The organism is Mesonia algae, from assembly GCF_003253545.1.
Lineage (GTDB): Bacteria > Bacteroidota > Bacteroidia > Flavobacteriales > Flavobacteriaceae > Mesonia > Mesonia algae.
On record NZ_QKYV01000007.1, the window covers coordinates 31471 to 57767 of the forward strand.

General features: G+C 33.8%; 25 protein-coding genes and 2 tRNA genes. 18 read left to right on the forward strand and 9 right to left on the reverse strand.

Going from position 1 to position 26297, the window contains the following annotated elements; translation table 11 throughout:
* Positions 1-43: 43 nt before the first annotated feature.
* From trkA to LX95_RS12065, 3 genes are all read left to right on the forward strand, one after another.
* Positions 44-1393 carry a Trk system potassium transporter TrkA gene (gene trkA, locus LX95_RS12055; protein ID WP_111541716.1) on the forward strand — a complete coding sequence of 450 codons (1350 nt, stop codon included), beginning with the start codon at positions 44-46 and terminating at the stop codon, positions 1391-1393.
* The gene (locus LX95_RS12060; protein WP_111541717.1) at positions 1393-2889 is read left to right on the forward strand and encodes a TrkH family potassium uptake protein; all 1497 of its coding nucleotides are present in this window, start codon (positions 1393-1395) and stop codon (positions 2887-2889) included. Before trkA ends, LX95_RS12060 begins: the two co-directional genes overlap by 1 nt.
* A gap of 88 nt (positions 2890-2977) precedes the next feature.
* Positions 2978-3940 carry a T9SS type A sorting domain-containing protein gene (locus LX95_RS12065; protein WP_111541718.1) on the forward strand — a complete coding sequence of 321 codons (963 nt, stop codon included), beginning with the start codon at positions 2978-2980 and terminating at the stop codon, positions 3938-3940.
* Between the two features lie 80 nt (positions 3941-4020).
* Here the strand turns inward: LX95_RS12065 and LX95_RS12070 are convergent, their stop codons facing one another.
* Together LX95_RS12070 and LX95_RS12075 are read right to left on the reverse strand one after the other, a co-directional pair.
* The gene (locus LX95_RS12070) at positions 4021-5208 is read right to left on the reverse strand and encodes a pyridoxal phosphate-dependent aminotransferase (protein WP_111541719.1); all 1188 of its coding nucleotides are present in this window, start codon (positions 5206-5208) and stop codon (positions 4021-4023) included.
* Positions 5209-5222: 14 nt separating this feature from the next.
* Positions 5223-6323 (reverse strand): fatty acid desaturase family protein, encoded by a 1101-nt coding sequence (locus LX95_RS12075; RefSeq protein ID WP_111541720.1) that lies wholly within the window; start codon positions 6321-6323, stop codon positions 5223-5225.
* A 189-nt stretch (positions 6324-6512) separates the two neighbouring features.
* On the opposite strand from LX95_RS12075, the gene LX95_RS12080 reads away from it, so the two are divergent.
* Together LX95_RS12080 and rsmG are read left to right on the forward strand one after the other, a co-directional pair.
* Entirely contained in the window at positions 6513-7241 is a 729-nt protein-coding gene (locus LX95_RS12080; RefSeq protein WP_111541721.1) for a TrkA C-terminal domain-containing protein, read from the forward strand.
* Positions 7242-7297: 56 nt separating this feature from the next.
* Entirely contained in the window at positions 7298-7927 is a 630-nt protein-coding gene (rsmG, locus tag LX95_RS12085) for a 16S rRNA (guanine(527)-N(7))-methyltransferase RsmG (protein ID WP_111541722.1), read from the forward strand.
* A 108-nt stretch (positions 7928-8035) separates the two neighbouring features.
* Here rsmG and pruA read toward each other — a convergent pair whose 3' ends face one another.
* A complete protein-coding gene (pruA, locus tag LX95_RS12090; protein WP_111541822.1) occupies positions 8036-9664 on the reverse strand; it encodes an L-glutamate gamma-semialdehyde dehydrogenase in 1629 nt (542 codons plus the stop codon).
* A gap of 129 nt (positions 9665-9793) precedes the next feature.
* Here pruA and LX95_RS12095 point away from each other — a divergent pair, with 129 nt between their 5' ends.
* Positions 9794-10492 (forward strand): NRDE family protein, encoded by a 699-nt coding sequence (locus LX95_RS12095; protein ID WP_111541723.1) that lies wholly within the window; start codon positions 9794-9796, stop codon positions 10490-10492.
* On the opposite strand, the gene apaG is transcribed toward LX95_RS12095, so the two are convergent.
* The 3 genes from apaG to LX95_RS12110 are packed head-to-tail and all read right to left on the reverse strand — an operon-like array spanning position 10485 to position 13153.
* Entirely contained in the window at positions 10485-10871 is a 387-nt protein-coding gene (apaG, locus tag LX95_RS12100; protein ID WP_111541724.1) for a Co2+/Mg2+ efflux protein ApaG, read from the reverse strand. The two genes, LX95_RS12095 and apaG, sit on opposite strands and share 8 nt — an antisense overlap.
* Before the next feature lie 3 nt (positions 10872-10874).
* Positions 10875-11882, reverse strand: a complete 1008-nt coding sequence (locus LX95_RS12105) for a DUF3667 domain-containing protein (protein ID WP_111541725.1) — start codon at positions 11880-11882, stop codon at positions 10875-10877.
* 20 nt (positions 11883-11902) lie between these two features.
* Entirely contained in the window at positions 11903-13153 is a 1251-nt protein-coding gene (locus LX95_RS12110; RefSeq protein ID WP_111541726.1) for a type IX secretion system plug protein, read from the reverse strand.
* 182 nt (positions 13154-13335) lie between these two features.
* Between LX95_RS12110 and LX95_RS12115 the strand changes: the two genes are divergently transcribed.
* From LX95_RS12115 to nqrF, 6 genes are read left to right on the forward strand one after another with little or no spacing between them, the layout of a single operon-like run.
* Positions 13336-14688 carry a Na(+)-translocating NADH-quinone reductase subunit A gene (locus LX95_RS12115; RefSeq protein WP_111541823.1) on the forward strand — a complete coding sequence of 451 codons (1353 nt, stop codon included), beginning with the start codon at positions 13336-13338 and terminating at the stop codon, positions 14686-14688.
* A gap of 4 nt (positions 14689-14692) precedes the next feature.
* Positions 14693-15910 (forward strand): NADH:ubiquinone reductase (Na(+)-transporting) subunit B, encoded by a 1218-nt coding sequence (locus tag LX95_RS12120; protein ID WP_111541727.1) that lies wholly within the window; start codon positions 14693-14695, stop codon positions 15908-15910.
* A 2-nt stretch (positions 15911-15912) separates the two neighbouring features.
* Positions 15913-16662, forward strand: coding sequence for a Na(+)-translocating NADH-quinone reductase subunit C (locus tag LX95_RS12125; protein ID WP_111541728.1), 750 nt, complete (start codon positions 15913-15915; stop codon positions 16660-16662).
* Positions 16663-16665: 3 nt separating this feature from the next.
* Positions 16666-17313: an NADH:ubiquinone reductase (Na(+)-transporting) subunit D gene (locus tag LX95_RS12130; protein WP_111541729.1), complete on the forward strand. Its 648-nt coding sequence runs from the start codon at positions 16666-16668 to the stop codon at positions 17311-17313.
* 28 nt (positions 17314-17341) lie between these two features.
* A complete protein-coding gene (gene nqrE, locus LX95_RS12135) occupies positions 17342-18088 on the forward strand; it encodes an NADH:ubiquinone reductase (Na(+)-transporting) subunit E (protein WP_111541730.1) in 747 nt (248 codons plus the stop codon).
* A gap of 1 nt (position 18089) precedes the next feature.
* Positions 18090-19397, forward strand: a complete 1308-nt coding sequence (gene nqrF / locus LX95_RS12140) for an NADH:ubiquinone reductase (Na(+)-transporting) subunit F (protein ID WP_111541731.1) — start codon at positions 18090-18092, stop codon at positions 19395-19397.
* Between the two features lie 72 nt (positions 19398-19469).
* On the opposite strand, the gene LX95_RS14785 is transcribed toward nqrF, so the two are convergent.
* Positions 19470-19652, reverse strand: coding sequence for a hypothetical protein (locus tag LX95_RS14785; protein WP_245924775.1), 183 nt, complete (start codon positions 19650-19652; stop codon positions 19470-19472).
* Positions 19653-20052: 400 nt separating this feature from the next.
* On the opposite strand from LX95_RS14785, the gene LX95_RS12150 reads away from it, so the two are divergent.
* Positions 20053-20412 carry a Na(+)-translocating NADH-quinone reductase subunit F gene (locus LX95_RS12150; protein WP_111541733.1) on the forward strand — a complete coding sequence of 120 codons (360 nt, stop codon included), beginning with the start codon at positions 20053-20055 and terminating at the stop codon, positions 20410-20412.
* Entirely contained in the window at positions 20412-21413 is a 1002-nt protein-coding gene (locus LX95_RS12155) for an FAD:protein FMN transferase (RefSeq protein WP_111541734.1), read from the forward strand. Before LX95_RS12150 ends, LX95_RS12155 begins: the two co-directional genes overlap by 1 nt.
* Before the next feature lie 6 nt (positions 21414-21419).
* Here the strand turns inward: LX95_RS12155 and LX95_RS12160 are convergent, their stop codons facing one another.
* Positions 21420-22937: an OmpP1/FadL family transporter gene (locus LX95_RS12160; RefSeq protein ID WP_111541735.1), complete on the reverse strand. Its 1518-nt coding sequence runs from the start codon at positions 22935-22937 to the stop codon at positions 21420-21422.
* Between the two features lie 29 nt (positions 22938-22966).
* Positions 22967-24067 carry a hypothetical protein gene (locus LX95_RS14550; RefSeq protein ID WP_146240789.1) on the reverse strand — a complete coding sequence of 367 codons (1101 nt, stop codon included), beginning with the start codon at positions 24065-24067 and terminating at the stop codon, positions 22967-22969.
* A 99-nt stretch (positions 24068-24166) separates the two neighbouring features.
* Between LX95_RS14550 and proS the strand changes: the two genes are divergently transcribed.
* From proS to rpsT, 4 genes are all read left to right on the forward strand, one after another.
* The gene (gene proS, locus LX95_RS12175) at positions 24167-25645 is read left to right on the forward strand and encodes a proline--tRNA ligase (protein WP_111541738.1); all 1479 of its coding nucleotides are present in this window, start codon (positions 24167-24169) and stop codon (positions 25643-25645) included.
* Between the two features lie 80 nt (positions 25646-25725).
* Positions 25726-25797, forward strand: a tRNA-Glu gene (locus LX95_RS12180).
* A gap of 43 nt (positions 25798-25840) precedes the next feature.
* Positions 25841-25912 (forward strand) — tRNA-Glu (locus LX95_RS12185).
* A gap of 28 nt (positions 25913-25940) precedes the next feature.
* Positions 25941-26189: a 30S ribosomal protein S20 gene (rpsT, locus tag LX95_RS12190; RefSeq protein WP_111541739.1), complete on the forward strand. Its 249-nt coding sequence runs from the start codon at positions 25941-25943 to the stop codon at positions 26187-26189.
* The last annotated feature ends 108 nt before the right edge of the window (positions 26190-26297 follow it).

The window sequence follows — 26297 nt, forward strand, 5'->3', positions numbered from 1 at the left end:
CTTTTAAAAGGCTTATCTTTGTTCTGCTAAAATTTCATTTTATATGAAGATTATTATTGCCGGAGCGGGAGAAGTTGGTTTTCATTTAGCAAAACTACTTTCTTTTGAATCGCAGGACATCACTTTAATAGATAACAACAAAGTCAATCTTGAGTATGCAGATACCCATTTAGACATTAGAACAGTTAAAGGAGATGCGACCTCTATAAAGGTTCTTAACGATGCCCAAATAAAAGGAGCCGATTTGGTGGTGAGTGTCACCAGTAGTGAAACTACCAATATTACCATTTGCGTTTTAGCAAAACAGTTAGGGGCAAATAGAACCATTGCAAGAATATCGAACACAGAGTTTATTGAAAATAAAGATGAACTTGGGTTTGTAAAGTTTGGTATAGATGAACTTATTTCACCAGAATCTCTTGCTGCAAAAGAGATAGAATTACTTATTAATCAGTCCGCGTTTAATGACACCTTCCAATTTGATGATGGTAAATTAACTATGGTTGGTTTTAAGTTATCTAAAAATGCTCCGTTTGTAGGAAAAAGTGTAAAAGAAGCTGCTAGTATTTTTCCTAAACTTCATTTTATTCCTATAGCCATTCAGCGATTTGGTACACAATATACTCTTATACCAAGAGGAGATACTCAATTTAGAGAAGGAGATCAAGTATATTTTATCACTACCGAAGATGGTGTACAAGAACTTTATAAGCTTACTGGAAAAGTAAAACAAGAGATTAAAAATGTAATGATCCTTGGCGGAAGTAAAATTGGAAGACATACTGCAATGGTATTAAGTGCAGCTAAATTCAATGTAAAGCTAGTAGAGAAAGATCATGATAAAGCGTTCGAACTAGCCGATGAAATGTCTAGGGTTTTAGTAATTAAAGGAGACGGTAGAAATGTAGGGCTTCTAGAAGAAGAAAATATCCATGACATGGATGCCTTTATCGCTGTTACTGGAAATTCTGAAACTAATATTATGTCATGCTTAGTGGCAAAATCTAAGAGTGTTAAAAAAACAATTTCTTTGGTGGAGAATATGGACTATTTTCAGCTCAGTCACTCTATAGGAATTAATACGCTTATTAATAAGAAGCTTCTTGCTGCAAATAATATATTTAGATACGTAAGAAAAGGAGAAGTGGTCGCTATGACTAAACTCAATAATATGAATGCAGAGTTGCTAGAGTTTATTGTAAATCATAATTCTAAAGTTTGTAATAAGAAGATTGCAGATATAGATTTGCCTCGCTCAGCAATTATTGGAGGAGTAGTAAGACAAGGAGAGGGAATAATAGCCTTGGGAGACTTTTTAATAAAAGAAGGAGACAGAGTCGTAGTGTGTTCTTTGCCTAGATCTATACATAAGGTAGAAAAACTCTTTTTATAATGCCAAAACTTAATTATAAAATCATTCTACATATTATGGGGCTTCTGTTGCTATGCAACGGCGGTTTTATGATTATAGCCACTCTTGTAAGTTGGTTTTATAAAGATGGAGTAACTGTTCAGATTGCAGGAGCTTCAATCACCACCATGTTCATAGGGGTTTTATTGATGTTTTTTACAAGAGAACATCGTAAAGAAATGAAACAACGTGAAGGTTATATTATTGTAACTTTTGGTTGGATTTTTATGGCCTTTAGCGGAATGTTACCTTATTTGTTTACTGAATCTATTCCAACAATTACAAACGCTTTTTTTGAAACCATGTCTGGTTATACCACAACAGGTGCTACTATATTAAATGATATAGAAGTTATTCCTGAAGGGATTTTACTTTGGAGGAGTTTAACACATTGGATTGGTGGAATGGGAATAATAGTACTTGCCGTTGCTATCCTGCCACTTTTAGGAATCGGAGGGATGCAACTTTTTGCTGCTGAAGCACCAGGACCTAGTGCAGATAAACTAAAACCTCGTATTACTGATACAGCCAAGCGTTTGTGGTTTATTTACGTGGGCTATACTGTAGCCGAAATGATTTTACTTAAAGTCGCTGGGATGGGAATGTTCGATGCGGCTAACCATGCCCTGAGTACGCTTTCTACGGGAGGCTTCTCTACAAAAAATGCCAGTGTTGCTTATTGGAATCATAAACCTATCATACAGTATATTATTATTTTGTTTATGTTCTTAGCAGGAATGAACTTTGTAATGAGTTATTTTGCTTTTAAAGGTAGAGTGCAGCGTATTTTAAGAGATGAAGAGTTTAAGTGGTACGTTATTTTTATTACTTCATTTACAATTATAGCAGCTTTTCTCATTTACTTTTATGCCGATGTAGGCTTATCTTCTATTGAGCATCCTATGGTTTGGGGAGAGGCAGAGAGTGCTTTTAGACATGCTTTATTTCAAGTTTTATCTGTAATTACAACGACAGGTTTTGTAAGCGCAGATTTTAGTATTTGGACACCATTTTTAACCATTTTCTTCTTCGGATTGTTTTTCTTGGGAGGATCTGCAGGATCTACTTCGGGTGGAGTTAAAGTGGTTCGGCATATTATTATGATTCGTAATGGAATTACAGAATTTAAAAGAACTCTGCACCCAAATGCAATTTTACCTGTTCGTTATAATGGTAAAAGTATTCGTGGAGAAATTGTATTTAACATTCTAGGCTTTTTTATTCTCTATATGTTAGCATTTATTATTGGGGCCATAGGCTTGGCATCTTTAGGTTTAGATTTTTCTACGGCTATTGGTGGAGCTGCATCTTCCTTAGGAAATATAGGTCCTGCGTTTGGAGCTTTAAGTCCAGTAAATAATTTTGATGTTTTACCTTCTGCAGGAAAATGGTGGTGTGCTTTTCTTATGCTTATTGGTCGTTTAGAGCTGTTTACGGTGCTTATTATTTTAACTCCTTTCTTCTGGAGAAACCGCTAAAAAATTAGTTACAGTTAAAAAGTTGAGGTAAAAGCATAATTATTTTTTATATCTTTAGAGGTAAGTAATTTATTTCTAGTAAGTTATTATGAAGCAGCTTTACCAACAATCCATCTCAATTAAACCAATTTTATTACTTATAAGTCTGTTTATAGGTTTAGAAATCACCGCGCAAACCACCAGTATCCCTGATCAAAATTTCGAACAATACCTCATTGATGAAGGAATTGATAGCGACGGTACTATTAATGGGCAAGTATTAACAAGTGATATTGCTTCTGTGCTAACATTAAATTTAGTTAATATAAATGATTTAACGGGTCTAGAAAATTTTATTGCTTTAGAAGAAGTTAGAATAAGCAATGGTGGTCAACCTAATGTTAATTTAGATATTGACTTAACAAGTAATAGCAATTTAGAAAAAATTATAATTATAAAATTTGCGGGCTTAACTAACTTAGATATAACAGGATTAATAAATTTAGAAGAACTTAGTGTTTCTGACGTGTCTGATGCACCGCCTGTTATGATGTTAGACGAGGTTGATTTAAGTACAAATAGTAATATAAAGTCACTTACTTTAATTAATTGCTTTATAGATAAAATTAATCTCAAAAATGGTAACAATCACAACATGACTAATTTTGAATTAACAGCATTTATTGCAGGTCCAGAACCACAAGATACTTCTCTTGACGCATTTTGTGCCGAAGTAGATGATGCTTCAGCTGCAACAGCTAATATGTCTCCTTATAACACGTGGATAGTTTATGGTAGTGCGAGCTATTATGATCAAGGTGAATGTATGTTATCATTAAATAAGTCAAGCAAAATAGAAGTTACTTTATTCCCTAACCCTGTGCAAAACAGTTTCCAAATAAAAACTTCAGAAGAAATAGAGCGTGTACAAATATTTTCTAATGAAGGGAAAAAAGTTACTTATTTTGGCTCACAGTCAAAGTATGATATTTCGCAACTTCCAACCGGAATGTATTTTGTAAAAATACAAAGCAATCAAGGAGAAGCTATTCAGCGAATAGTTAAGCGATAAAATGTATGACCTTTTCAAAAAAAATGCTTCCTTGTTTTAAGGAAGCATTTTTCTAATTATAAAATAAGTAGCTTTAAAGCTTAACTTAAAGCAGCTTTAATTTGTTGTATAGCCTGTGTAATTTCTTTTTCGCTCGCGGCATAAGAAAGACGAATACAGTTAGCATCTCCAAAAGCTTCACCTGTTACGGTGGCAACTTCGGCTTCTTCTAAAAGATACATGCTCAAATCTGTAGCGTTCTTAATAGTTTTTCCGCGGAAGCTTTTTCCAAATAATTCCGAGACATCGGGAAAAACATAAAAAGCACCTTGGGGAGCATTACATTTAAAACCAGGAACTTCACTTAGTAAATCTAAAATGAGTTTTCTACGTTCTTTAAATGTATCGATCATAAAAGAAATTTTACTAACAGGCGCTTCTAGTGCTGCAATAGTAGCACGTTGAGCAATGCAATTAGCTCCGCTAGTAAATTGACCTTGAATTTTGTTACAAGCTCTTGCAATGTGCGTAGGAGCTCCAATATAACCAATACGCCAACCTGTCATGGCAAATGCCTTAGAGACTCCGTTAACAGTGACTGTACGGTCGTACATATCTTCAAATTCTGCTATAGAAACGTGACCTCCTACAAAATTAATGTGCTCATAGATCTCATCACTTACTACAATAATATCTGGATATTTCTTTAAAACATCAGCTAAAGCTCTTAGTTCTTCTTTGTTGTATAACATTCCGCTTGGATTACAAGGAGAACTAAACCAAAGCATTTTTGTTTTTGGAGTAATCGCCGCTTCTAATTGATCGGGTGTCATTTTAAAATCGGTCTCGATGGTAGTAGGGACTTCTACCGGCACACCTTCTGCAATTTTTACAATATCATTATAACTTACCCAATATGGGCAAGGTAAAATTACTTCGTCACCGGGGTTAATGCAAACCATAGCAACATTGGCTAAACATTGTTTAGCTCCCGTAGAAACGACAATTTGAGACTTATCGTAAGTAAGTCTATTATCTCTTTTAAATTTGTTGATAATAGCTTGCTTTAATTCATCGTATCCATCTACTGGAGTATATGAATTATAGTTGTCATTAATGGCTTGAATGGCAGCCTCTTTAATAAAATCTGGTGTGTTAAAATCGGGTTCACCTAAGCTAAGGCCTATGATATTTTTACCTTCAGCTTTTAGCTCGCGTGTTTTTGCAGCCATAGCTAATGTAGCCGAAGTTTCTAATTTGTTGATTCTATCAGATAATTGATTTTGCATAAAGTTTGGTAGGTTTAAGCAGTTAAAGCAGGGTTAGTTCCCATTTCTTTAAGGTGTTTAAAGTGGGCAATAATTGCTGCTCTGGTAGTTTTATATTCGTGGTAAGGAAGGTTGCATTCTTTAGCAGTTTCCTTTACGATTTTAGAAATTTTTGTATAATGAACGTGACTAATGTTTGGAAAAATATGGTGCTCTACTTGATGATTTAAACCTCCTGTAAACCAGTTTACGACTTTATTTTTCGTAGAAAAATTCACGGTAGTAAATAGTTGATGAATAGCCCATGTGTTTTTCATAGAACCTTTATCGTCAGGTAGCGGCATTTGTGTATTTTCTACCACGTGTGCTAATTGAAAAACTACACTTAAAATGATCCCAGCAGTATAATGCATAATAAAAAACCCGAGTAAAATTTTCCACCAAGCGATGCTCATAATAAGCATAGGAATAACAATCCAAATCGCAATATAAAGTGTTTTAGTCACCGCAATTGTACTCCATTGCTTTAACGGACTAGGTAATTTACCGTATGATAGCTTTCTTTTTAAATAACGGTGTGTTTGTTTAAAATCTGTAGTTAGAACCCAGTTAAAAGTTAATAATCCGTAAAGGAAAACTGAGTAGTAATGTTGAAATTTATGGAATTTATGCCATTTAGAATGTTCGCTAAAGCGGATAACTCTACCGGCATCTAAATCTTCATCATGTCCATGAATATTTGTGTACGTGTGGTGCAAAACATTGTGTTGCACTTGCCAATTATAAACATTTCCGGCAAGGATGTACATACTGCTTCCCATCACTTTGTTCACCCATTTTTTGGAAGAATAGGAACCGTGATTAGCATCATGCATGACATTCATACCAACGCCAGCCATACCAACTCCCATAACAATGGTAAGTACGAGCATCCACCATTGAGAGATGTCTAAAGTTAACATTAAAAAATAGGGTGTAAGAAATAAAGAGAACATCACGATTGTTTTAAGGTGAAGTTTCCAATTTCCTGTTTTTGAGATTTCGTTTTCTTTGAAATAGTTATTTACGCGTTTATTTAAAGTTCTAAAAAACTTTGCGGAATCTATTCGAGAAAATTTTACAACTTGATCTTTCATTAATCTTAAAATAAGAAGTTTCAAATTTATGAATTAATATGCTCTTTAAAGCATTTAGAGTCATAAAGTATAGTTTAAGCTATAATTAAATATTTGTTTTTTAATTGTTTCTTAGAGGTTTTATCTTTATTTAAATTAAGAATATTATTTATTTTTATATAGAATAAAGCATTTAAAATAAGAAAAAATATGATACCAGCCATTTCTTTGTTTGTAATTGTAAGTTTATCAGCTCTAATTACAAGAGTAGCAGCTATAGCTTTAGCGCATACAGGATTATCTACAGAAAGTGCTAGATTTCAAGCAAGATCGGCTTATACGGGAACAGGGTTTACAACAGGAGAATCTGAGAAAATAATGAATTTTCCCGTGAGAAGAAAGATAATTTATATGCTCATGTTGGTTGGGAATGCTGGAGTTGTAACCACTATGTCGACCTTAATTTTAGCTTTTGTACTTCCTAATAAAACGAGTTCGCTATTATATGGATTATTAATTATCATAGTTGGTTTGAGTTTACTTGGGTGGGCAATACGGAGCTCTATTGTAGATCGATGGTTGTCGAAGGTTATTGGGAAAGCTTTAAAAAAATATACAAATATAGATGTGAAAGATTACGCATCAATTTTACATTTGGCAGATAATTTTCAAATTACTGAATTAAGGGTGGATCATGAAAGTTGGCTAGCCAATAAAAAATTGAAGGATTTAGATTTACGTAGAGAAGGGGTAATTGTTTTGGGTATTCAACCTGTTGAGGGAGAATACGTAGGTTCTCCGAATGGAGACTCTTTGGTTAGGCCTGAAGATTTAATTACGATGTATGGTAAAGCAGAGTCTTTTCAAAATTTAAATCAGCGTAAGCGTAATTGGAAAGGTGATATTGAGCATCAAAAAGCTGTTGAAAATGATTCTTAGTATTTTTAATACCTAAGTTTTTAGTAAAGGATAGTATATTTGCAAAAAATTATATTTTGAAAGAAATTACAACTTATTTCCCTGACTTAACGGAAGATCAAAAAGACAAATTTGAACGCCTTAAAGATTTATATAAAGACTGGAATCTTAAAATCAATGTGGTTTCTAGAAAGGATATTGATGAAATTTATACCAGACATGTATTGCATTCTTTAGGAATTGCTAAAGTTCAATCATTTTTACCAGGCAGCAAGGTAATGGATGTAGGTACAGGTGGCGGTTTTCCCGGAATTCCTCTCGCTATCTTATTTCCTGAAGTACAGTTTCATTTGGTAGATAGTATTGGGAAAAAGATAAAAGTAGTAAATGAAGTAGCTGAAGGTTTGGGTTTAGAAAACGTAAAAACCTCGAACTGTCGCGTAGAGGAGGTTGATGAACAGTACGATTTTATTGTAAGTAGAGCCGTTGCTCAAATGGAAACCTTCGTACGCTGGGTAAAAGGAAAGGTAGCCAAAAAAAGTAATCACGAACTTAAAAACGGAATTCTATATTTAAAAGGCGGCGATTTAAGCGAAGAGCTTGGCAAATATAAAACTGCAAAAATATATCCGTTAAGTGATTATTTTAAAGAAGATTTTTTTGAAACCAAAAGTGTGGTACATCTTCCTATGAAATATAAAGGTTAAAATATTTAAAAAGTTCAAGTCATTATAGATTTCGACTTATAGCTTAAAGTATATTAAATAAAAAACCTGCTCTAAAGCAGGTTTTTTTTATCTGAATCTTTATTAAGATTACTCACCCATAAATGGATATCTATAATCTGTTGCAGGAACAAAAGTTTCTTTAATTAAACGTGGAGAAACCCAACGTAATAAATTAAGCTTAGAACCTGCTTTATCGTTAGTTCCACTATTTCTTGCACCACCAAATGGTTGTCTTCCTACAACGGCACCAGTACATTTATCATTAATGTAGAAGTTACCAGCTGCATTTTGTAAAATATCGGTTGCTAGACTTGCTGCATAACGATCTTTAGAGAAAATAGCACCTGTTAATGCGTAAGCACTTGTATTGTCTACAACGTGTAGAGTTTCTTCGTACTTATCATCTTCGTATACATAAATAGTCACTACAGGTCCAAAAAGTTCAGTTTCCATAGTGGTGTACTTAGGATCGGTAGTTACAATAACCGTAGGCTCTACAAAATAACCTTTAGATTTATCATAATTACCTCCTACGATAATCTCTGCATCTTTGTCTTTTTTAGCTTGGTCTATATACTTCGCTAACTTATCAAAAGAACCTTCGTGAATAACTGCATTAATGAAGTTTTCCATATTTTCAGGAGAACCCATTTTAAACGATTTTACATCGGCAACCAATTGTTCTTTGATTTCTGGCCAAAGACTTTTTGGCATGTAACAACGTGATGCAGCACTACATTTTTGCCCCTGAAACTCAAACGCTCCTCTAGCAATTGCAGTAGAAACTTCTTTAGGATTTGCAGAAGGGTGTGCCATAATAAAATCTTTACCTCCAGTTTCTCCAACTATTCTTGGGTAAGTTTTATAATTGTGAATGTTAGCTCCAATTTTTGCCCAAATATTTTTAAATACTGTTGTGCTTCCAGTAAAGTGTATTCCAGCAAAATCTGGACTAGCTAATACAGTATCAGTAATCATTTCAGGATCTCCCATAACCATATTAATTACCCCTGCAGGTACGCCAGCTTCTTGGAAAACATTCATCAATACTTTTGCAGATAACATTTGGCTATCACTTGGCTTCCAGATTGTTACGTTACCCATTAATGCAGCACTTGCAGGAAGGTTACCAGCGATAGCTGTAAAATTAAACGGAGTAATAGCATAAACAAATCCTTCTAATGGTCTGTGTTCAACACGGTTCCAAGCAGAAGAATCAGATTCTGGTTGCTCATCATAGATTTGCGTCATGTACTCTACGTTAAAACGTATAAAATCTACAATTTCACAGGCAGAATCAATTTCAGCTTGAAAAATATTTTTAGATTGACCAATCATGGTGGCCGCATTCATTTTTTGACGGTATGGACCAGCAATTAATTCGGCAGCTTTTAAAAACACGGCAGCACGTTGTTCCCAAGGTAGATTAGCCCACTCTTTACGAGCTTCTAATGCAGCTTCAATAGAATCTTCTATATTTTTTTTCTCAGCTAAATGATATACTCCCAAATTATGTTGGTGATCGTGTGGCGGGTGTATGCTAGATGTATTGTTAGTTCTAACTTCTTTATCACCAATATAAAGAGGTACATCTACTTTTTGGTTGTATAAATCTTTGTAAGTGAGTAATACTTCTTCTCTTTCCGGAGTACCCGGAGCGTAACTTTTAATTGGCTCGTTTTCTGCCGGCGGAACGTGAAAAAATCCTTTCCCCATAATATTTTTTGTTTTTTTGTTTCGTAAATTATTTTCGGCATAAATATAAGTAAAATATGCCAACATGATTTTGGTTTCAAGCTAAGGTTTTCTTAAGTTGTGTTAAGTAAATTTAAGATTTCTAAAATTATGTGTACTCTAACCTTTTTTCCGCTTAAAGCGGAAGATCACTCCTTTGTATTTACCTCTAATAGAGATGAATCTATAAATAGACCAACTTTAGCGCCTAAACATTATATGGAAGATGAGATAGATTTATGGTTCCCAAAAGATGAAATTGCTGGAGGAACTTGGGTTGGGGTTAGTTCTCGGCAACGCTTAGTGTGTTTAATGAATGGAGGTTTTGAAGCACACCAACGTAAATCACAATACAATATGAGTAGAGGAGTTGTGGTAAAAGAAGCTTTAAAAACTGAAAATATTGAACATTTTTTTGAAAATTTTAATTTAACTGAAGTGGAACCTTTTACACTTATCAATATAGAATTTAAAAGTGATTTGAGAATCTTCAAATGGGTTTGGGATGGAGAGCAAAAACACCTATTTAATGAACAGGTAAAACCTCAAATTTGGTCGGCTTCTATGACTTATGATCAAATTCAGCGAAAATCACGAGAAAAATATTGGCAAGAATTCTTAAAATCTCATGACGATGTTTCTGAAAAAGAAATTTTAAATTTTCATCATCAAAAAGAAGGAGATTTAATTATTGATAGAGGAATATTAAAAACAACAAGTATTACGCAAGTAGTAATCAAACCTAATCAAAAGCTTATTAAGTTTGAGGATCTAAAAAATAATGAAATATCTAAACTAGAAATTAGTTAAGAGCAAATGGAGCACTTAATTTAAAAGAAGGGATTAAGACCTTAAACTTTCTTGTAGATGTAAAGTTGACCATATTGTAATGTCCACTCATAGACCCAAAAGGAGAAGTGATAAGGCAACCGCTACTATAAGTGTGGGATTCACCAGGTTTAATAACAGGTTTTTTACCAATAACACCTTCGCCTTGAACAATTTCACTTCTGCTTAAAGCATCTTTAATTTTCCAAAAACGGGAAGTGAGTTGTACTGAATCATTACTTTGATTTTCAATAGTAATACGGTAAGAAAAAGCAAAGTGAATTTTGTAGTTCTTCAAGAAAGTGCCTTGAAAACTAGTCTTTACAGAAATCTTGATGCCTCGTGTTACTTGTTGAATCATAATCTAATAGATTGCAAACGTCCCAAAAAATGAAATTATTGTAGCAAACAATGCTAAGGTAATAAATATAGTATTTAAAAACACAAACTTAACAATTGTTTTCCAAGTTTTTTGCTCATAAAATCTCTTTAGCGCTAAATAAAAATGAATATTATAGACGATGAATAATAAGAAATAGATACTACTAAAGCCTGTGATGTCTTTAATTGTAAGTGCTATCGCGTAAGTGAAAAAGAAAAAAGATTGATTATTGAAAGTAAACACTAAATGCTCCATGTAATTATAAGAGGTTCTCCCGAAGCTTAACCAAACAAAAAGAGCTGAGATGGGGATAAAGCAAAATATTATAAAAGGAAGCTTACTAACCATATACGATATAAAGCTAGACGGGTCTTTCATGACTTCTTTTACTTGTAATGTTTTTTTATAGTAATAAGAATTTAGTCGCGTGTGGGTATGATTTAGTTCTTTTAAAGCTACTAGAGATGAAGGTTCTTTTTTTATCTTATAATATTCGTTATAAATACCAATTCGTTTAGAAGATGAATTAAGAAAGGAAAGTTTCTTTAACTCCTCTTCGGAATAATAGGCAGTCGAATTTTTAAAGTTTTCTATAGATGTACATTCACTTTCGGTATTTGTAATGATATCTTTAAAAGCATTCTCGGTTTCGTTCTGATAGGAAAGTTTTATTCCGTAAAGGATAAAGATGATCAAAGCGAGGCTAAGAAAAAATCTAAAAGGGTTTACATAAGTGTTTCTTTTCCCAGAGACATACTCTTTTGAAAGTCTTCCTGGAGAAAAAAGTAACTTCCTTAAGGTCTTATAAACTCTAGAATCGTAGGCGAATAAACCTCCAAAAAACTCTGATGCAAAATCCTTGAAACTGAGTTTTTTTGTAGAGTTTAATTGTCCGCAATAGTGGCAAAAACGATCGCTTTTATCTAATAGAGCATCACAATTTAAGCATTGAGAGCCTCTATATTTATAAGAAAACCTAGAGTTTTTCATAGAGGCTTATGGTTATTAAATTAGTTGGTAATATTTCTGCTATTCGCGCTTCCTACGCCAATAATCCTGTCATATCTTCCGCCAAGTTCTCTATAGTATGCTAGCACGTTGTACTGATTTTCGGTTTCGTCAAAATCACCAGAAAAATAACCTTCATTAATGGTTCCGTCTTTTTCTAATAATACATATTTATAGTTGTAGAAACCTTGTTTAAAAAGACGTTTAGTTTCGTAAAGGTCTTTTTTAGTATTATAGGTGAGTTTTGTAGAATCGTTTAAAGTGTAATTGTTGAAATTTCCGTAAATATGAATTTCTCCACCATTTAAACGTTCGTAATTGCTTAAGTAGAAATGAACCCAAGTATATTCAGACTGTATAGTAGCATCGTCTCCTTGTATGGTGTTGACAACAAAATTCCCGTTAATGTCTGGGTTGTAGGTATAAGGGTCAAATTTTCTTACTTTGTCGGCATACAAATAGGTGTTGTAGATATTTATAAGTTGAATAGATCTAATGTTTAATGTAGACGCGCGAACATCTTTATTATCAAAAAATATAAATTCATTCCCTCCCCAAAATGAAGCTTCTTGGTCATACCTGTAAATTAACTCATTGCCTACAGAGTATTGCGGTTTAAGGTTGTAAATAGATTTTTGAAGGTTATTATTAGGAATAATAAGTGTTTTTAGGTTTTGATCGGGATTTCTTATTAAAATATTTTCTCCACCATTTACAGAGAAATTTACTACCTGCTTGGTGTTGATAAACTTTAAATCTCTAGAACGTTTTACTTGTACTTTAATAATGGCAAGATCTTCATACACCATAAATTTTCTAGAAAAAACCAAATCTCTATTTTCATCCCATACCTTAATCATATAATTGCCGCTCACTTTAAGGTTGCGAGTATTTTTATTTGGGATGGTTAGATTATAGTGAGAGTAAATTTGTAGCGTATTAAAAGAGTTTTCATAATTTAAAATTCGCACATCGTCAAACCCAGTCATAAACTCATTCTTTGATAAATTGGAAGGAGTCCAGTCAAAATTATAATGTTCGATAGTGTAAAAATAATCAGCTTCATCTCCTATAAGGTCGTCAAACTCTAATACTACGGGTTGTCCTAAGGATATAATAGGGGTGCCTGCAAACTCTTGTTCGCCCTTAAACTGAATAGTTCTTATGTACTCTGGTGGAGTAGTTTCTAGTTCTTGTCCTATCAATAAGAGGTTAAAAAATAAAAATACGATGGCTAACGAATAGTGTTTCATAAATCAACAAAATAATTGCGGTTAAATATACATAAAATGTGCCGTTTTCACGGAAGTAAATCTACTTTGTAAAACTAGTTTATTTAGAATTTATATAAATAAGCAACTTGTAATTAAGTTTGAAGCTAGAAGAGGATTTAATTATTAAATTTGCAACCGCGAATATTAACTTATACAAGATTATGTCAAAAGACATTAAAGTTAGGAAAGGTCTAGATTTGCGCTTAAAAGGGGAGGCTGAAAAAACCATCTCTAACGCTCCAAAATCTAAGACTTTTGCAATAAAACCATCAGAATTTCACTTAGTTGTTCCTAAAATGATGGTCAAAGAAGGAGCGAAAGTGAAAGTGGGAGACCCCATTTTTTATTCCAAAGACAATAAAGATATTAAAATTGTTTCACCTGTTAGTGGTACGTTAACCGCTATAGAGAGAGGTGCTAAAAGGGTGATTTTAAGTATCATTATCGAAGCTGATGCTCAGCAGGAAGTAAAGGATTTAGGTTCTTTAAATGTTGAGAGCTCAGGTGCAGAGGTGCTTAAGTCGAGACTTTTAGAAGGTGGTTGTTGGCCATTTATAAAGCAACGTCCTTATGACGTGATCGCTGAGGCAGAAACAATGCCAAGAGATATTTTTATTTCGGGATTTTCATCAGCTCCATTAGCACCAGATTATGATTTCGTGCTAAACGGAAAAGAAAAAGAACTTCAGGCTGCGTTAACCGCTTTGTCTAAAATGACAGAAGGTAAAGTACACGTAGGAGTAAGAGACAAAAAGTCTTCTGTGTTTTCTTCTTTAAAAAATATAGAGTTACATTCAGTAGAAGGACCACATCCAGCAGGGAATGTAGGTACTCAAATTGCAATGATTGCTCCGGTAAATAAAGGGGAGACAGTTTGGACACTCGATGCTCAAAACTTGGTGACTATAGGTGAGTTATTACTTACTGGTAAATTTAATCCAGAAAGAACAATTGCAGTTGCAGGTTCTAGTGTTAAAGCTCCTAAATATTACCGTACTGTTTTAGGTAGTAATCTTAACGGAATAGTTAGCGATGCAGGTCTTAATGAAGACAATGTGCGTGTAATTAGTGGTGATGTTCTTACAGGTAAGAAAGAAGCTAAAGATGGATTTTTAGGTTACAATGCAAATATGGTAACCATAATTCCTGAAGGAGATGATTATGAATTTTTTGGATGGAATAAGCCAATTTTCAATAAAGTATCTACTTCTAGAGCATTAACTTTTTCTTGGTTATCACCTAATAAGAAATATGAGCTAAACACAAATACAAATGGTGAACATAGGGCTTTTGTACTTACAGGAAATTATGAAGAAGTTTTTCCTTTAGATATTTATCCGTTACAAACTCTTAAAGCTTGTATGGTGCAAGATTTAGATCAAATGGAAGTGCTTGGAATGTATGAAGTTGCTCCAGAAGATTTTGCTTTGACAGAATTTATATGTGTATCTAAGCAACCGCACCAAGAGATTATTAGAAAAGGATTAGATTTAATGTATAAAGAAATAGGATAGTATTATGGGATTGAAAGAAAATTTACATAAGCTAAAGAAAAAGTATGAGGGTAAAAAAATGGCCCCAGCATTTAATGCATTGCATACTTTTTTATACCTGCCAAATGAAACTACTCATTCTGGTTCACACGTTCGTGCAGCAGATGATTTAAAGAGAACCATGAATACGGTTATTGTGGCCTTGGTTCCTTGTTTGTTATTTGGGATGTTCAATGCAGGATACCAGCATTATGCAGCTATAGATGAAACTTTAAGAGCTGCACCTTTAGAGAACTTTTTTACGATGGATAATTTCTTAATGGGATGTCTTACGATTTTACCATTAGTAATTGTTTCTTACGGAGTAGGTCTTGCAGTAGAGTTTTTGTTTGCTGTAATTAAAGGACACGAAGTTGAAGAAGGCTACTTAGTAACAGGGATGTTAGTTCCACTTATCGTACCAGTTGATATTCCATTATGGATGCTTGCTGTGGCGGTTATTTTTGGAGTAGTTATAGGTAAAGAAGTGTTTGGAGGAACAGGGATGAATATTCTTAACCCAGCACTAACCATTCGTGCTTTCTTATTCTTCGCATATCCAACTTGGATGAGTGGAGATAAAGTTTGGGTACACGGAGCAGTAGAGCGTTCTAAAGAAATAGCTGGAGGAGCCAATTTAGATGCAATTTCAGGAGAAACTATTTTGGGTAGCTATGCGCAAAACCAAGAAGTAATGTATAGTTTACAAGATATGTTCTTTGGTTTTATTCCAGGATCTGTAGGAGAGACTTCAAAACTCTTAATTATTATAGGTGCTTTATTTTTAATCTTTACTAAAGTTGGAAGTTGGAGAATTATTTTAAGTACACTTGTAGGAGCTTTAGTTATGGGACTTATATTTAATGGTGTTGTAGATGCAGGATGGATAGAGAATACTTCTAAGTTTTACGGATTAATGAGTTTACCTTTCTGGGAACACTTATTAGTGGGAGGTTTGTTGTTTGGAGCAGTTTATATGGCGACAGATCCAGTTACAGCTTCACAAACTAATAAAGGAAAATGGATTTACGGTTTCCTTATCGGATTTATCTCTATTATGATTAGAGTATTTAATCCAGCTTATCCTGAAGGAGTTTTCTTAGCAATTTTATTAATGAATGTTTTTGCTCCAACCATAGATCATTATGTTCTTCAAGGGAATATTAAGAGAAGACAAAAACGTTTAAAAGTTAAAACAGCATAACCATGGCAATTAATACAGATAAAAATAGCTATACCGTCATTTTTGCTATCATTATGGTGGTGGTTGTAGGTTCTCTACTGGCAGGATTCGCTAGCGGATTAAAGCCTATGATTAAAGCTAACGAGAAATACGAAAAGCAACAGAATATTCTTTACGCTATGGGTGTAAATAATAATCAAGGGGCTAACGATGTAGAGTTTATTTCTACAGATAAAGTAGAGGCAGAGTTTAATACCTACATCAAGAAACAATTGGTAATTCAAGGAGATAAAGTAACCGAAGATGATGAGGCTTACTTAATAGATTTGAAAAAAGAAGAAACCAAAGCAAAAGATGATTCTTACGAGAGAAGACTTCCTTTGTTTGTAGCAGAAAAAGATGGTAAAGAGATTTACATTATGCCTGTAAGAGGTAAAGGTCTTTGGGATGCTATTTGGGGATTTGTGGCTGTAGATAAGTCTATGACAATTCAAGGAGTTTATTACGATCATAAAGGAGAAACTCCAGGTCTTGGTGCGGAAATTAAGCAACGTTACTTTATGGATGATTTCACAGGAGAAAAGTTTCTTAATGGAGATGCATTTAAAGGTATTGATGTTTCAAAAAGCAACAATGATCCTAAGAATACAGATACTTCAGATAATCAAGTAGATGCTTTAGCTGGAGCAACCATTACTGGTACTGGTGTAGCTACGATGCTAAAGAAAGATGTTAAAATGTATGTACCTTATTTTCAATCATTAAATAAATAAGCCATGGGACTATTATCAAAAAAAGATTCAAAATTAATCACAGACCCATTAGCAGATAACAACCCAATTACTATTCAGGTATTAGGTATCTGTTCTGCATTAGCAATTACGGCACAATTAAAACCGTCAATTGTAATGGCTATTTCGGTAGTGTTTGTATTGGGAGTAGGAAACGTAGTGATTTCTTTAATGAGAAACATTATTCCTTCAAAAATTAGAATTATCGTTCAATTAGTAGTAGTGGCGACATTGGTTATTATTGTAGACCAAGTTTTAAAAGCTTTTGCTTATTCACTCAGTAAAGAACTTTCCGTATTTATTGGATTAATTATTACCAACTGTATTATTATGGGACGTTTTGAAGCATTCGCTTTAGGTAACGGTCCTTGGAAATCTTTCCTTGACGGAATAGGAAATGCAGCAGGTTATGGTTTAATCTTAATCATTGTAGGTTTCTTTAGAGAGCTTTTAGGTTCAGGAACTTTATTCGGATTTAAAGTATTAGGAGATTCTGTAGAAAAAACAGGACTATATGCTATAGGTTATGAAAATAACGGTTTTATGGTATTGCCTCCAATGGCTCTTATAGTGGTAGGTATTATCATTTGGGTACAAAGAAGTAAGAACAAAGAACTAATTGAAGAAAATTAATAGCAAAAACGCTATAAAATAAAATCATATGGAACATTTAGAATTATTTTTTAAATCCATTTTTGTAGATAACATGGTATTTGCATATTTCTTAGGAATGTGTTCTTATTTAGCTGTATCTAAAAAAGTAAGTACCGCTGTAGGGTTAGGAGCTGCTGTAATCTTTGTATTAACAGTAACTGTACCTTTAAACTGGTTATTGGATCAATATATCTTAAGAGAAGGAGCATTAGTATGGTTAGGAGCAGAATATGCAGACTATGATTTAAGTTTCCTTTCTTTTATTTTATTTATTGCAACCATTGCTACAATGGTGCAATTAGTAGAGATTATTGTAGAGAAATTTTCACCTTCATTGTATAACTCATTAGGTATATTCTTACCTCTTATTGCTGTAAACTGTGCCATCTTAGGAGGTTCATTATTTATGCAATCTAGAGACATAGGAACTTTAGGCTTAGCGCTTAATTATGGTTTTGGATCTGGTATAGGTTGGTTCTTAGCCATCGTAGCTATCGCAGCAATTAGAGAAAAAATACGTTATAGTAATGTGCCTGCTCCACTAAGAGGTTTAGGAATTACATTTATTATTACAGGATTAATGGCGATCGGGTTTATGAGTTTTGGAGGAATGTTAACTGGTGGAGAAGAAAAGAAACCTTCTTTAGATGGTAATCCAGAAAATGTTGGTTTTAATGAAGAAACCATAGAAGAGAGCGATGTACAATCTTCAGGAACTACTTTTGTAGTTTCAGAACACAATACAAATCAATAATATGTTTTTAGCAGCAAGCACATTAGGAGTAGTAATTGCAACAGTTTTAGCCTTTTTGGTTCTTACTTTATTATTAGTTGCTTTACTATTGTTTACAAAACAAAAACTTTCACCATCAGGACCTGTAACTATTACTATCAATGATGAGAAGAAAATTGAAGTAGACTCTGGAGGAACTCTTCTTTCTACTTTAGGAAATCAAAAGATATTTTTACCATCAGCTTGTGGTGGTGGGGGTACTTGTATTCAATGTGAGTGTCACGTTTTAGAAGGTGGAGGAGAAGCTCTTCCAACTGAAACTCCTCACTTTTCTAGAAAAGAATTAAAAGAAGGTGCTCGTTTATCTTGTCAGGTAAAAGTGAAGCAAGATATGAATATTCATATTCCAGAAGAAGTTTTCGGGATTAAGAAATGGGAAGCAACTGTTGTTCGTAATTACAACGTAGCCTCTTTTATTAAGGAATTTGTAGTAGAAATTCCTGAAGATATGAATTACAAAGCGGGAGGTTATATTCAAATTGAAATCCCTCCTTGTGAAGTAAAGTTTGAAGATATGGATATTACTGCTCACCCAGAAGAGCATGAAACTCCAGATAAATTTCAAGATGAGTGGGATAAATTTAAATTATGGCCACTAGTAATGAAAAATACAGAGACTGTAGAGCGTGCATACTCTATGGCTTCTTATCCTGCAGAGGGAAGAGAAGTGATGTTAAATGTTCGTATTGCTACGCCTCCATTTGATCGCGCTAAAAACGATTGGATGTCTGTAAATCCTGGTGTGGCTTCAAGTTATATTTTTAACTGTAAGGAGGGAGATAAGGTAACTATTTCTGGCCCTTATGGAGAATTCTTTATCAACGAGTCAGAAGCAGAAATGCTGTATGTAGGTGGGGGAGCTGGAATGGCGCCAATGCGTTCACACCTTTATCACCTATTCAAAACGCTTAGAACTGGAAGAACTGTTACCTATTGGTATGGAGGTCGTTCTAAGAGAGAATTGTTCTATATTGAACACTTTAGAGAATTAGAAAGAGAATTTGATAATTTCAAATTTTACTTGGCCTTATCGGAACCAGCAGAGGAAGATAACTGGAAAGTAAAAGATGATATTCATGCAGAAGGAGACGGTTTTGTAGGGTTTATTCACCAGGTGGTAATAGATCAATACTTATCTAAACATGAAGAACCAGAAGAAATTGAATTATACTTCTGTGGACCACCATTAATGAACAAAGCTGTTCAGAAAATGGGTGAAGATTTTGGTATCCCAGATGAGAACATCCGATTTGATGATTTCGGAGGATAAAATAAAAAAGCCGCTTTTTAAAAGCGGCTTTTTTATTTTATATATTTTTTTACCTAAAATCTCTATCTAGTTCTAAAGTTTTTCTAGGATTGATAATTCTTTTTCGGGAGTAAGATTTATCTTGTAATTGAAGATCTGAGAACAGTCCATAATATTATCTATTTTTTCTAATTGACATAAGTAGCTAATGACTTCTGTTAGTCCATTAAATAAATCATCATTGGTGTTTTTTCCTTTCTTTTTATAATGAATCAATGGCGTTTTATAGCCGCATCCCTTTAAGAAAGTTTGTTCGATCTCTAGTAATTCTATAGGTTGAAAACCGTAAAATTTTCTTCCAAAGCGTTGATGTATAAGACCAACATAACTTAGCTTCCCAGAGCCGTGATGATCTGTTAAATATTGCCAGGCAGTTGAATTATTGCATATATTTCCAACAGCGCACTGGGAATGGCATTCTGGATTTAATTGATTACTGTGAAAAGCTTTATAAAGTTGGCTGATAGCATGGTCAAAACGAGGTGTTAGGGCTCTTATAAGCTTTAGTTTTAACTAAAGTTAATTAAAAATCAGCAAAACCACATAATTAGACTTTAGATTAACAGTTTAATACGTTCGGTTTATTTTAATATAAAATGCTTCTTATATTTGTAAAATGAATGAGAAATTAACAGAACAAGAACTACATAACCTTGCAATGAATATTGTAGGGGAGGACTTAGAAAAACAAGGCTTTGAATTTTTAGCTGTAAATTCTAAACTCAAAAGGAATCCTCAGTTTGTAGTTCAAAAGGGAAAGCAAATGAGTTTTGTAGTGGTTAAAGCTATTTGTCATCCTCAAAAAGTAGCAGATATGGATAAGACACTTGTGCAAAAAGTAAAAAATCATGGAGAAAAATTTGATGCTACTACCTATTACGCTGCAGTAGGATTGGGACACGGTAAAGATTTTGAAAAACCAGTTCTTAAAGATGAAGATTACACCCAATTATATCCTGGATTAAAACTCGTATAATGAAATACCTATTAAGTTTATGTTGTGTCTGGCTATTAATATCTTGCCAAGATGAAAAAGATAAAGAAACATTTCTTGTTGGAAATGCTTTTGGTACAGAGTATCATATCAAATATTTTCAAGAAGAGAATTACGAAAATCAAATAGATTCTATTGTAAATCAATTCAATCAATCGCTAAGCACTTATTTGCCTACAAGTGATATTTCAAATATTAATTCGGGAGATTCAACAATTGAAATAGATGATTCATTTCAAGAAGTTTTTAGGATTTCTCAACGTATTTATAATGAGAGTAAAGGTTATTTTGACCCTACGGTTGGTGTTTTACGCAATGCCTATGGTTTTGGAGAAGATAAACCTTTAAAGGTCATAGATAGTGTGATTTTAGATTCCTTACGACAAATGGTAGGTTTTTCTAAAATCCGCTTGACGGAAACAAATCTAATCCGTAAAGAAAATAAAAATATCTATTTAGATTTTAATGCGATAGCTAAAGGTTATGGTATAGATATCATCGGTCAATTTTTAGAATCTAAGGGAATAGAAAATTATATTGTAGAATTGGGGGGAGAGATAAGAGTTAAAGGAAAAAATATTTTAAAAAATAAAGCTTGGCTAGTGGGGATTGAAGGAATACAATCTCAATTAGAAGATCGTAGTTATACCCATACTTTAAAGTTGAAAGATGAGGCTTTGGCTTCAAGCGGGAATTATAGAAAATTTAGAGTTGACAGCCTTAGCGGAAATAAATACGTGCATACTATTAATCCTTTAACAGGAAAAGCAGAGCAAAGTGATATTACAAGTGCTTCGGTAATTGCAAAAACTTGTGCTGAAGCTGATGCTTATGCCACCACGATTATGTCTATGGGACATGAGAAAACCCAAGTGTTTTTAAATCGCGTTCAAGATATTGAAGTTTACTATACGTATTTGGATGATAAAAATGAGGCTCAAGAGTTTATGTCTGTTGGATTTGAAAATAGAATTGTAGAATAAAAAACTCTACATATCTATTGCTAAAGTCAAAATATAATTTGATCTGCTAAAATCTACTGAAGCTTGTTCTTGAATTCCGGTTTGTAAAAGGTTGGTGTTATAATCTTGGGAAGAGTAGTCATACGCGAAATCTAAGCGTAATTTTCCAAAATCGTACCCCAATCCACCAGAGTAACCATTAAGTTCGCTCATGGTATTAGAATTCGGACTTTCTTCATAGCGATAACCGCCTCGTAAACTCCATCGTTGTATCCTGTATTCTCCGCCAAGTCTATATGTGGAAGCAGCATCAAAATTATTTTCAAAATTTTGATTTTGTATACGGTAATCAGTATTGTTATCGTAACCAGGGCTTAATTGCATGTTTGAGTAGTCTTTATAACTATAATCAAAACTTAGGATCCCTGTTTTTCCAAATACTAACCCCAAACTACCTACAAGTTTTCCTGGAGTTCTTAACCTGTAATTAGGGAATATATTAGTGACAAACGGGTCTACTTCTTGGCCTCCAAACTCATTGCTATAAGAATAAAGATATTGGGAAGTTTCATCAGATATAGTATACCAAGTAGGAGATTCGTAACTAGCACCTAATCTTACAAATTCATTTACTTTGGCAATCGCACCTACTTGAAAAGAAAAACCAATACCAATAGTACTTAAATTATTTTGAAAAACAATTTCGTTAATTTCACTAGAACCTCCAATGCTTTCATAGTACGAAGTGGATCTTTCGTAGTTGATAAAATGAGTGTTTAAATTTATTCCTGCGTAAAAATCATCAAAAAATTGCATAGATCCGTTTACGGAAAACTTCCCATTTAGACCTGTTGAACGGTAATTGTAATCTTGAAAAACAGAATTACTATTTACATTAGAGGTATAAGAAGTGTTATCTGAATCATCACTTACAGGATCAAAAAGAAAAGCATTATACCCAAGGAAGGCATTTTGCAAATCTGTATTCGAAAAACCTTCATTATTAAAATTTCCCTCTCCTAAAAAAATGTATCTATCTTGTAATGAAAATGAATTTAAGAGGTCTAGAGGAACACCGTTAGCAAGATCAACAAAATAGTCTCCAATAGAACTTTCGTTATTTCCTATAGCGTTAAATCGATTATCTAAAGACTTCTTCTGGTCGTAAGTAATACCAATAGTAAATTTTGATACATTGGCGTCTGGATTACTATTATTGAAAACAAAAACGGCACCAGCTTGTGGAATGAAAAAATTATTATTACTTCTATTGGAAGTGCTACTTTGGTATAGGACATCATTTTCATAAGATTCATTCGCTAATGAAAATGAAGCGAAATTATGTAAGAAAACAGACGAACCAGCGGGATTCACCTTTAAAGAAGATATATCTCCTCCTAGGGCTCCAAAAGCCCCTCCCATAGCAACAAATCTAGCAGTACCCGACAAGTCTTCAGAAGAAAACAATAAAGCATCATTACTAGATTGAGCATAGTTGCTCCAAGTAAATATAAAACTGAATATTATAGCAAGGTTAAATTTCATAATCTTCTAAAATGGGTTTAGGTGCAATTTTATCTTCTTCTAGATGTTCTTCCGCTTGAAGAACTTCCACTGCTTCTAGAACTTCTTGTAGATGATCCTGAGCTACTACTTCTTGTTGAAGATGAGGAAGATCTAGTTGTTGGTGTACTTCTAGTAGATCTAGTGTTAGAAGATCTGGTTCTCGAATTATTATAAGTAGGAGAGGAAGATCTAGTGGTTCTAGAGCTGTTATTGTAATAACTATTTCTTCTGTTATTTGAACGTGTAGAACTACTTCTTGTGGTAGTTCTTGTTCTAGAGTTGCTATTGTATCGGCTATTAGAACTTCTTCGTGCATTTATATTGCTAGAATTCCTAACGTTAGTATTTCTTCTTGCAGTAGAAGCATCACGTCTTGTATAGCTTGAATTTCTGCTAGAGGTAGCTGCAGCATTTCTTCTATAATCGCTTTTTGCAACATATCGACCTCTGTTGTTTCTACCGTTGTTATGATAAGCATAGCCGTAGTTTCCATAGTAGTAGGGATTATTATAATATCCCCCTCCATAGTATCCGCCGTAGCCATAATAACCATAACCTCCGCCATATCCGTAATAACCCCAAGGTCTATAGTAGCCACCCCATCCCCACGAGGAGAAACCTATATTCCAACCGTTATAAAAACCTCCACCATAACCCCAAGATGCGTAATAGGGGTCATAAAAACCGCCATACATATATGGATTATTGTCATAATAATTAATCGTTACATTTGAAGAATTAGAACCCCAGCCTCCCTCGCTGTTTTTATAATTTCCTTCATCATAATATTCTTCATTATTTATATTTTGAGTATTGGGATTGTTGTTTGAAGAATACGAATCAACGTCTGTAAATACAGCTGTTTCTTTATTGTATTGCTGAGCTTCATTTATTTTATTGCTTTGTTCAGCAAAGTAATTTTCGTAATAATTATCTGGTTTTGTGGTTTGAGAAGTTTCATTTTTAATAACTCTATTGTTGCTGGCATAAATTCCATCTTCTTCATAAGTAGAATTATCGTATGAGCCGCAAGAAATTAGAGTAGCAACTGCGAATAAATACATTGGCAGTTGAGTGATTTTTTTAATATTTATGTGATGATATAGCATATCTTACGGTTTTAATTGTTGAACATATCAAATTTAATTAGTTTTGTGCGAACTAACAATTCATTAACATAAACACAACATTTGTGCCAAATCTTATATATGGGTAATAAGCTAACTGAAAGAAACAAAGATTATTCTAAATGGTATAACGAATTAGTAGTGCAAGCAGATCTTGCTGAAAATTCGGCTGTTAGAGGCTGTATGGTTATAAAACCATATGGGTATGCAATTTGGGAAAAAATGCAGGCAGAACTAGATGCTAAGTTTAAAGAGACAGGGCATCAAAATGCTTATTTCCCTTTATTTGTGCCTAAAAGTTTATTTGAAGCAGAAGAAAAAAATGCAGAAGGTTTTGCTAAAGAATGTGCGGTGGTTACTCATTATAGACTTAAAACCGATCCAGAAGATAAGTCAAAATTAATTGTAGATCCTGAAGCTAAACTAGAGGAAGAGCTAGTAGTTAGACCAACTTCTGAGGCTATTATTTGGAATACCTACAAAGGTTGGATTCAGTCTTATAGAGATTTACCAATTCTTATCAATCAATGGGCTAATGTAGTGCGTTGGGAAATGAGAACACGTTTATTTTTGAGAACTGCAGAGTTTTTATGGCAAGAAGGACATACAGCGCACGCAAGTAAAGGTGAAGCCTTGGCGGAAGCTAAGCAGATGAATAATATTTACGCTAATTTTTTAGAGAACTTTATGGCTATTCCTGTAGTACAAGGATTAAAGTCAGAAAGTGAGCGTTTCGCTGGTGCGGAAGAAACTTTTTGTATTGAAGCTCTAATGCAAGATGGAAAGGCTTTACAGGCAGGAACTTCTCATTTTTTAGGTCAAAATTTTGCCAAAGCTTTTGATGTGAAATATGCTAGCAAAGAAGGAAAATTAGAGCACGTATGGGCTACAAGCTGGGGTGTTTCTACAAGGCTTATGGGAGCTTTAATTATGACTCATAGTGATGATAAAGGGTTGGTTTTACCTCCAAAATTAGCGCCTCATCAAGTTGTAATTGTGCCTATTTACAAAGGAGAAGAACAACTTATGGAAATTTCAGAAACCGCAAATGAATTAGCGGCAGAGCTTCGAGAAGCTGGTATTTCAGTTAAATATGATAACCGTGATACTCATAAACCTGGATGGAAGTTTGCTCAATATGAATTGCAAGGAGTTCCGTTAAGAATAGCTATTGGTCCTAAAGATTTAGAAAAGGGCACTGTTGAACTTGCAAGAAGAGATACGTTGACGAAAGAATTCGTCAATCAATCAGAAATTGTTGGGAAAGTTAAAGGCTTAATGGTAGAAATTCAAGATACTTTGTTTCAAAAAGCTTTAGATTATAGAAGTGAGCATACCACCAAAGTAGATACGTTTGAAGAGTTTAAAAATGTTTTAAAGACTAAAGGAGGCTTTATTTCGGCTCATTGGGACGGAACTATAGAGACAGAGACTAAAATAAAAGAACTTACTAAAGCAACGATTAGGTGTATTCCTTTAGAGGCTGATAAAGAGGATGGTAAATGTGTATTTTCGGGCAATCCTTCTAGTCAAAGAGTTCTTTTTGCTAAGGCTTATTAAAATTTTTTTAAAATTTTTTTACTTAAGTTTTGGTACATTGGAAATAAGTATTATTTTTGCATCCGCATTGAAATAATAACGGTCCGTTCGTCTAGGGGTTAGGACGCATGGTTTTCATCCATGTAACAGGGGTTCGATTCCCCTACGGACTACAAGAGTAGAGCATATTGCTCAATTGAAATATTAATAATTAATGGTCCGTTCGTCTAGGGGTTAGGACGCATGGTTTTCATCCATGTAACAGGGGTTCGATTCCCCTACGGACTACAATCAAAAATAAATAAACCAAAGAGTTATGGCAAATCATAAGTCGGCATTAAAGAGAATACGTAATAGTGAGGTAAAGCGTTTAAGAAACCGTTACCAACATAAAACTACACGTAATGCCATAAAGAAGTTGAAGGGTGCAGATAAGAAAGAGGCTGAGGCATTATTTCCTTCTGTGGTTGCAATGATTGATAAATTAGCAAAACGTAATGTGATTCATTCTAACAAAGCGGCTAACTTAAAATCAAAATTAGCAAAGCACGTAGCAGCTCTATAAATTATTATAATTTATACTTACAATATATAAAAGCTCCTTATTAAGGGGCTTTTTTTGGTAGAATTTTTTATTGAGATTATCATTATCTTTTTAGCTAAGTAAATTATC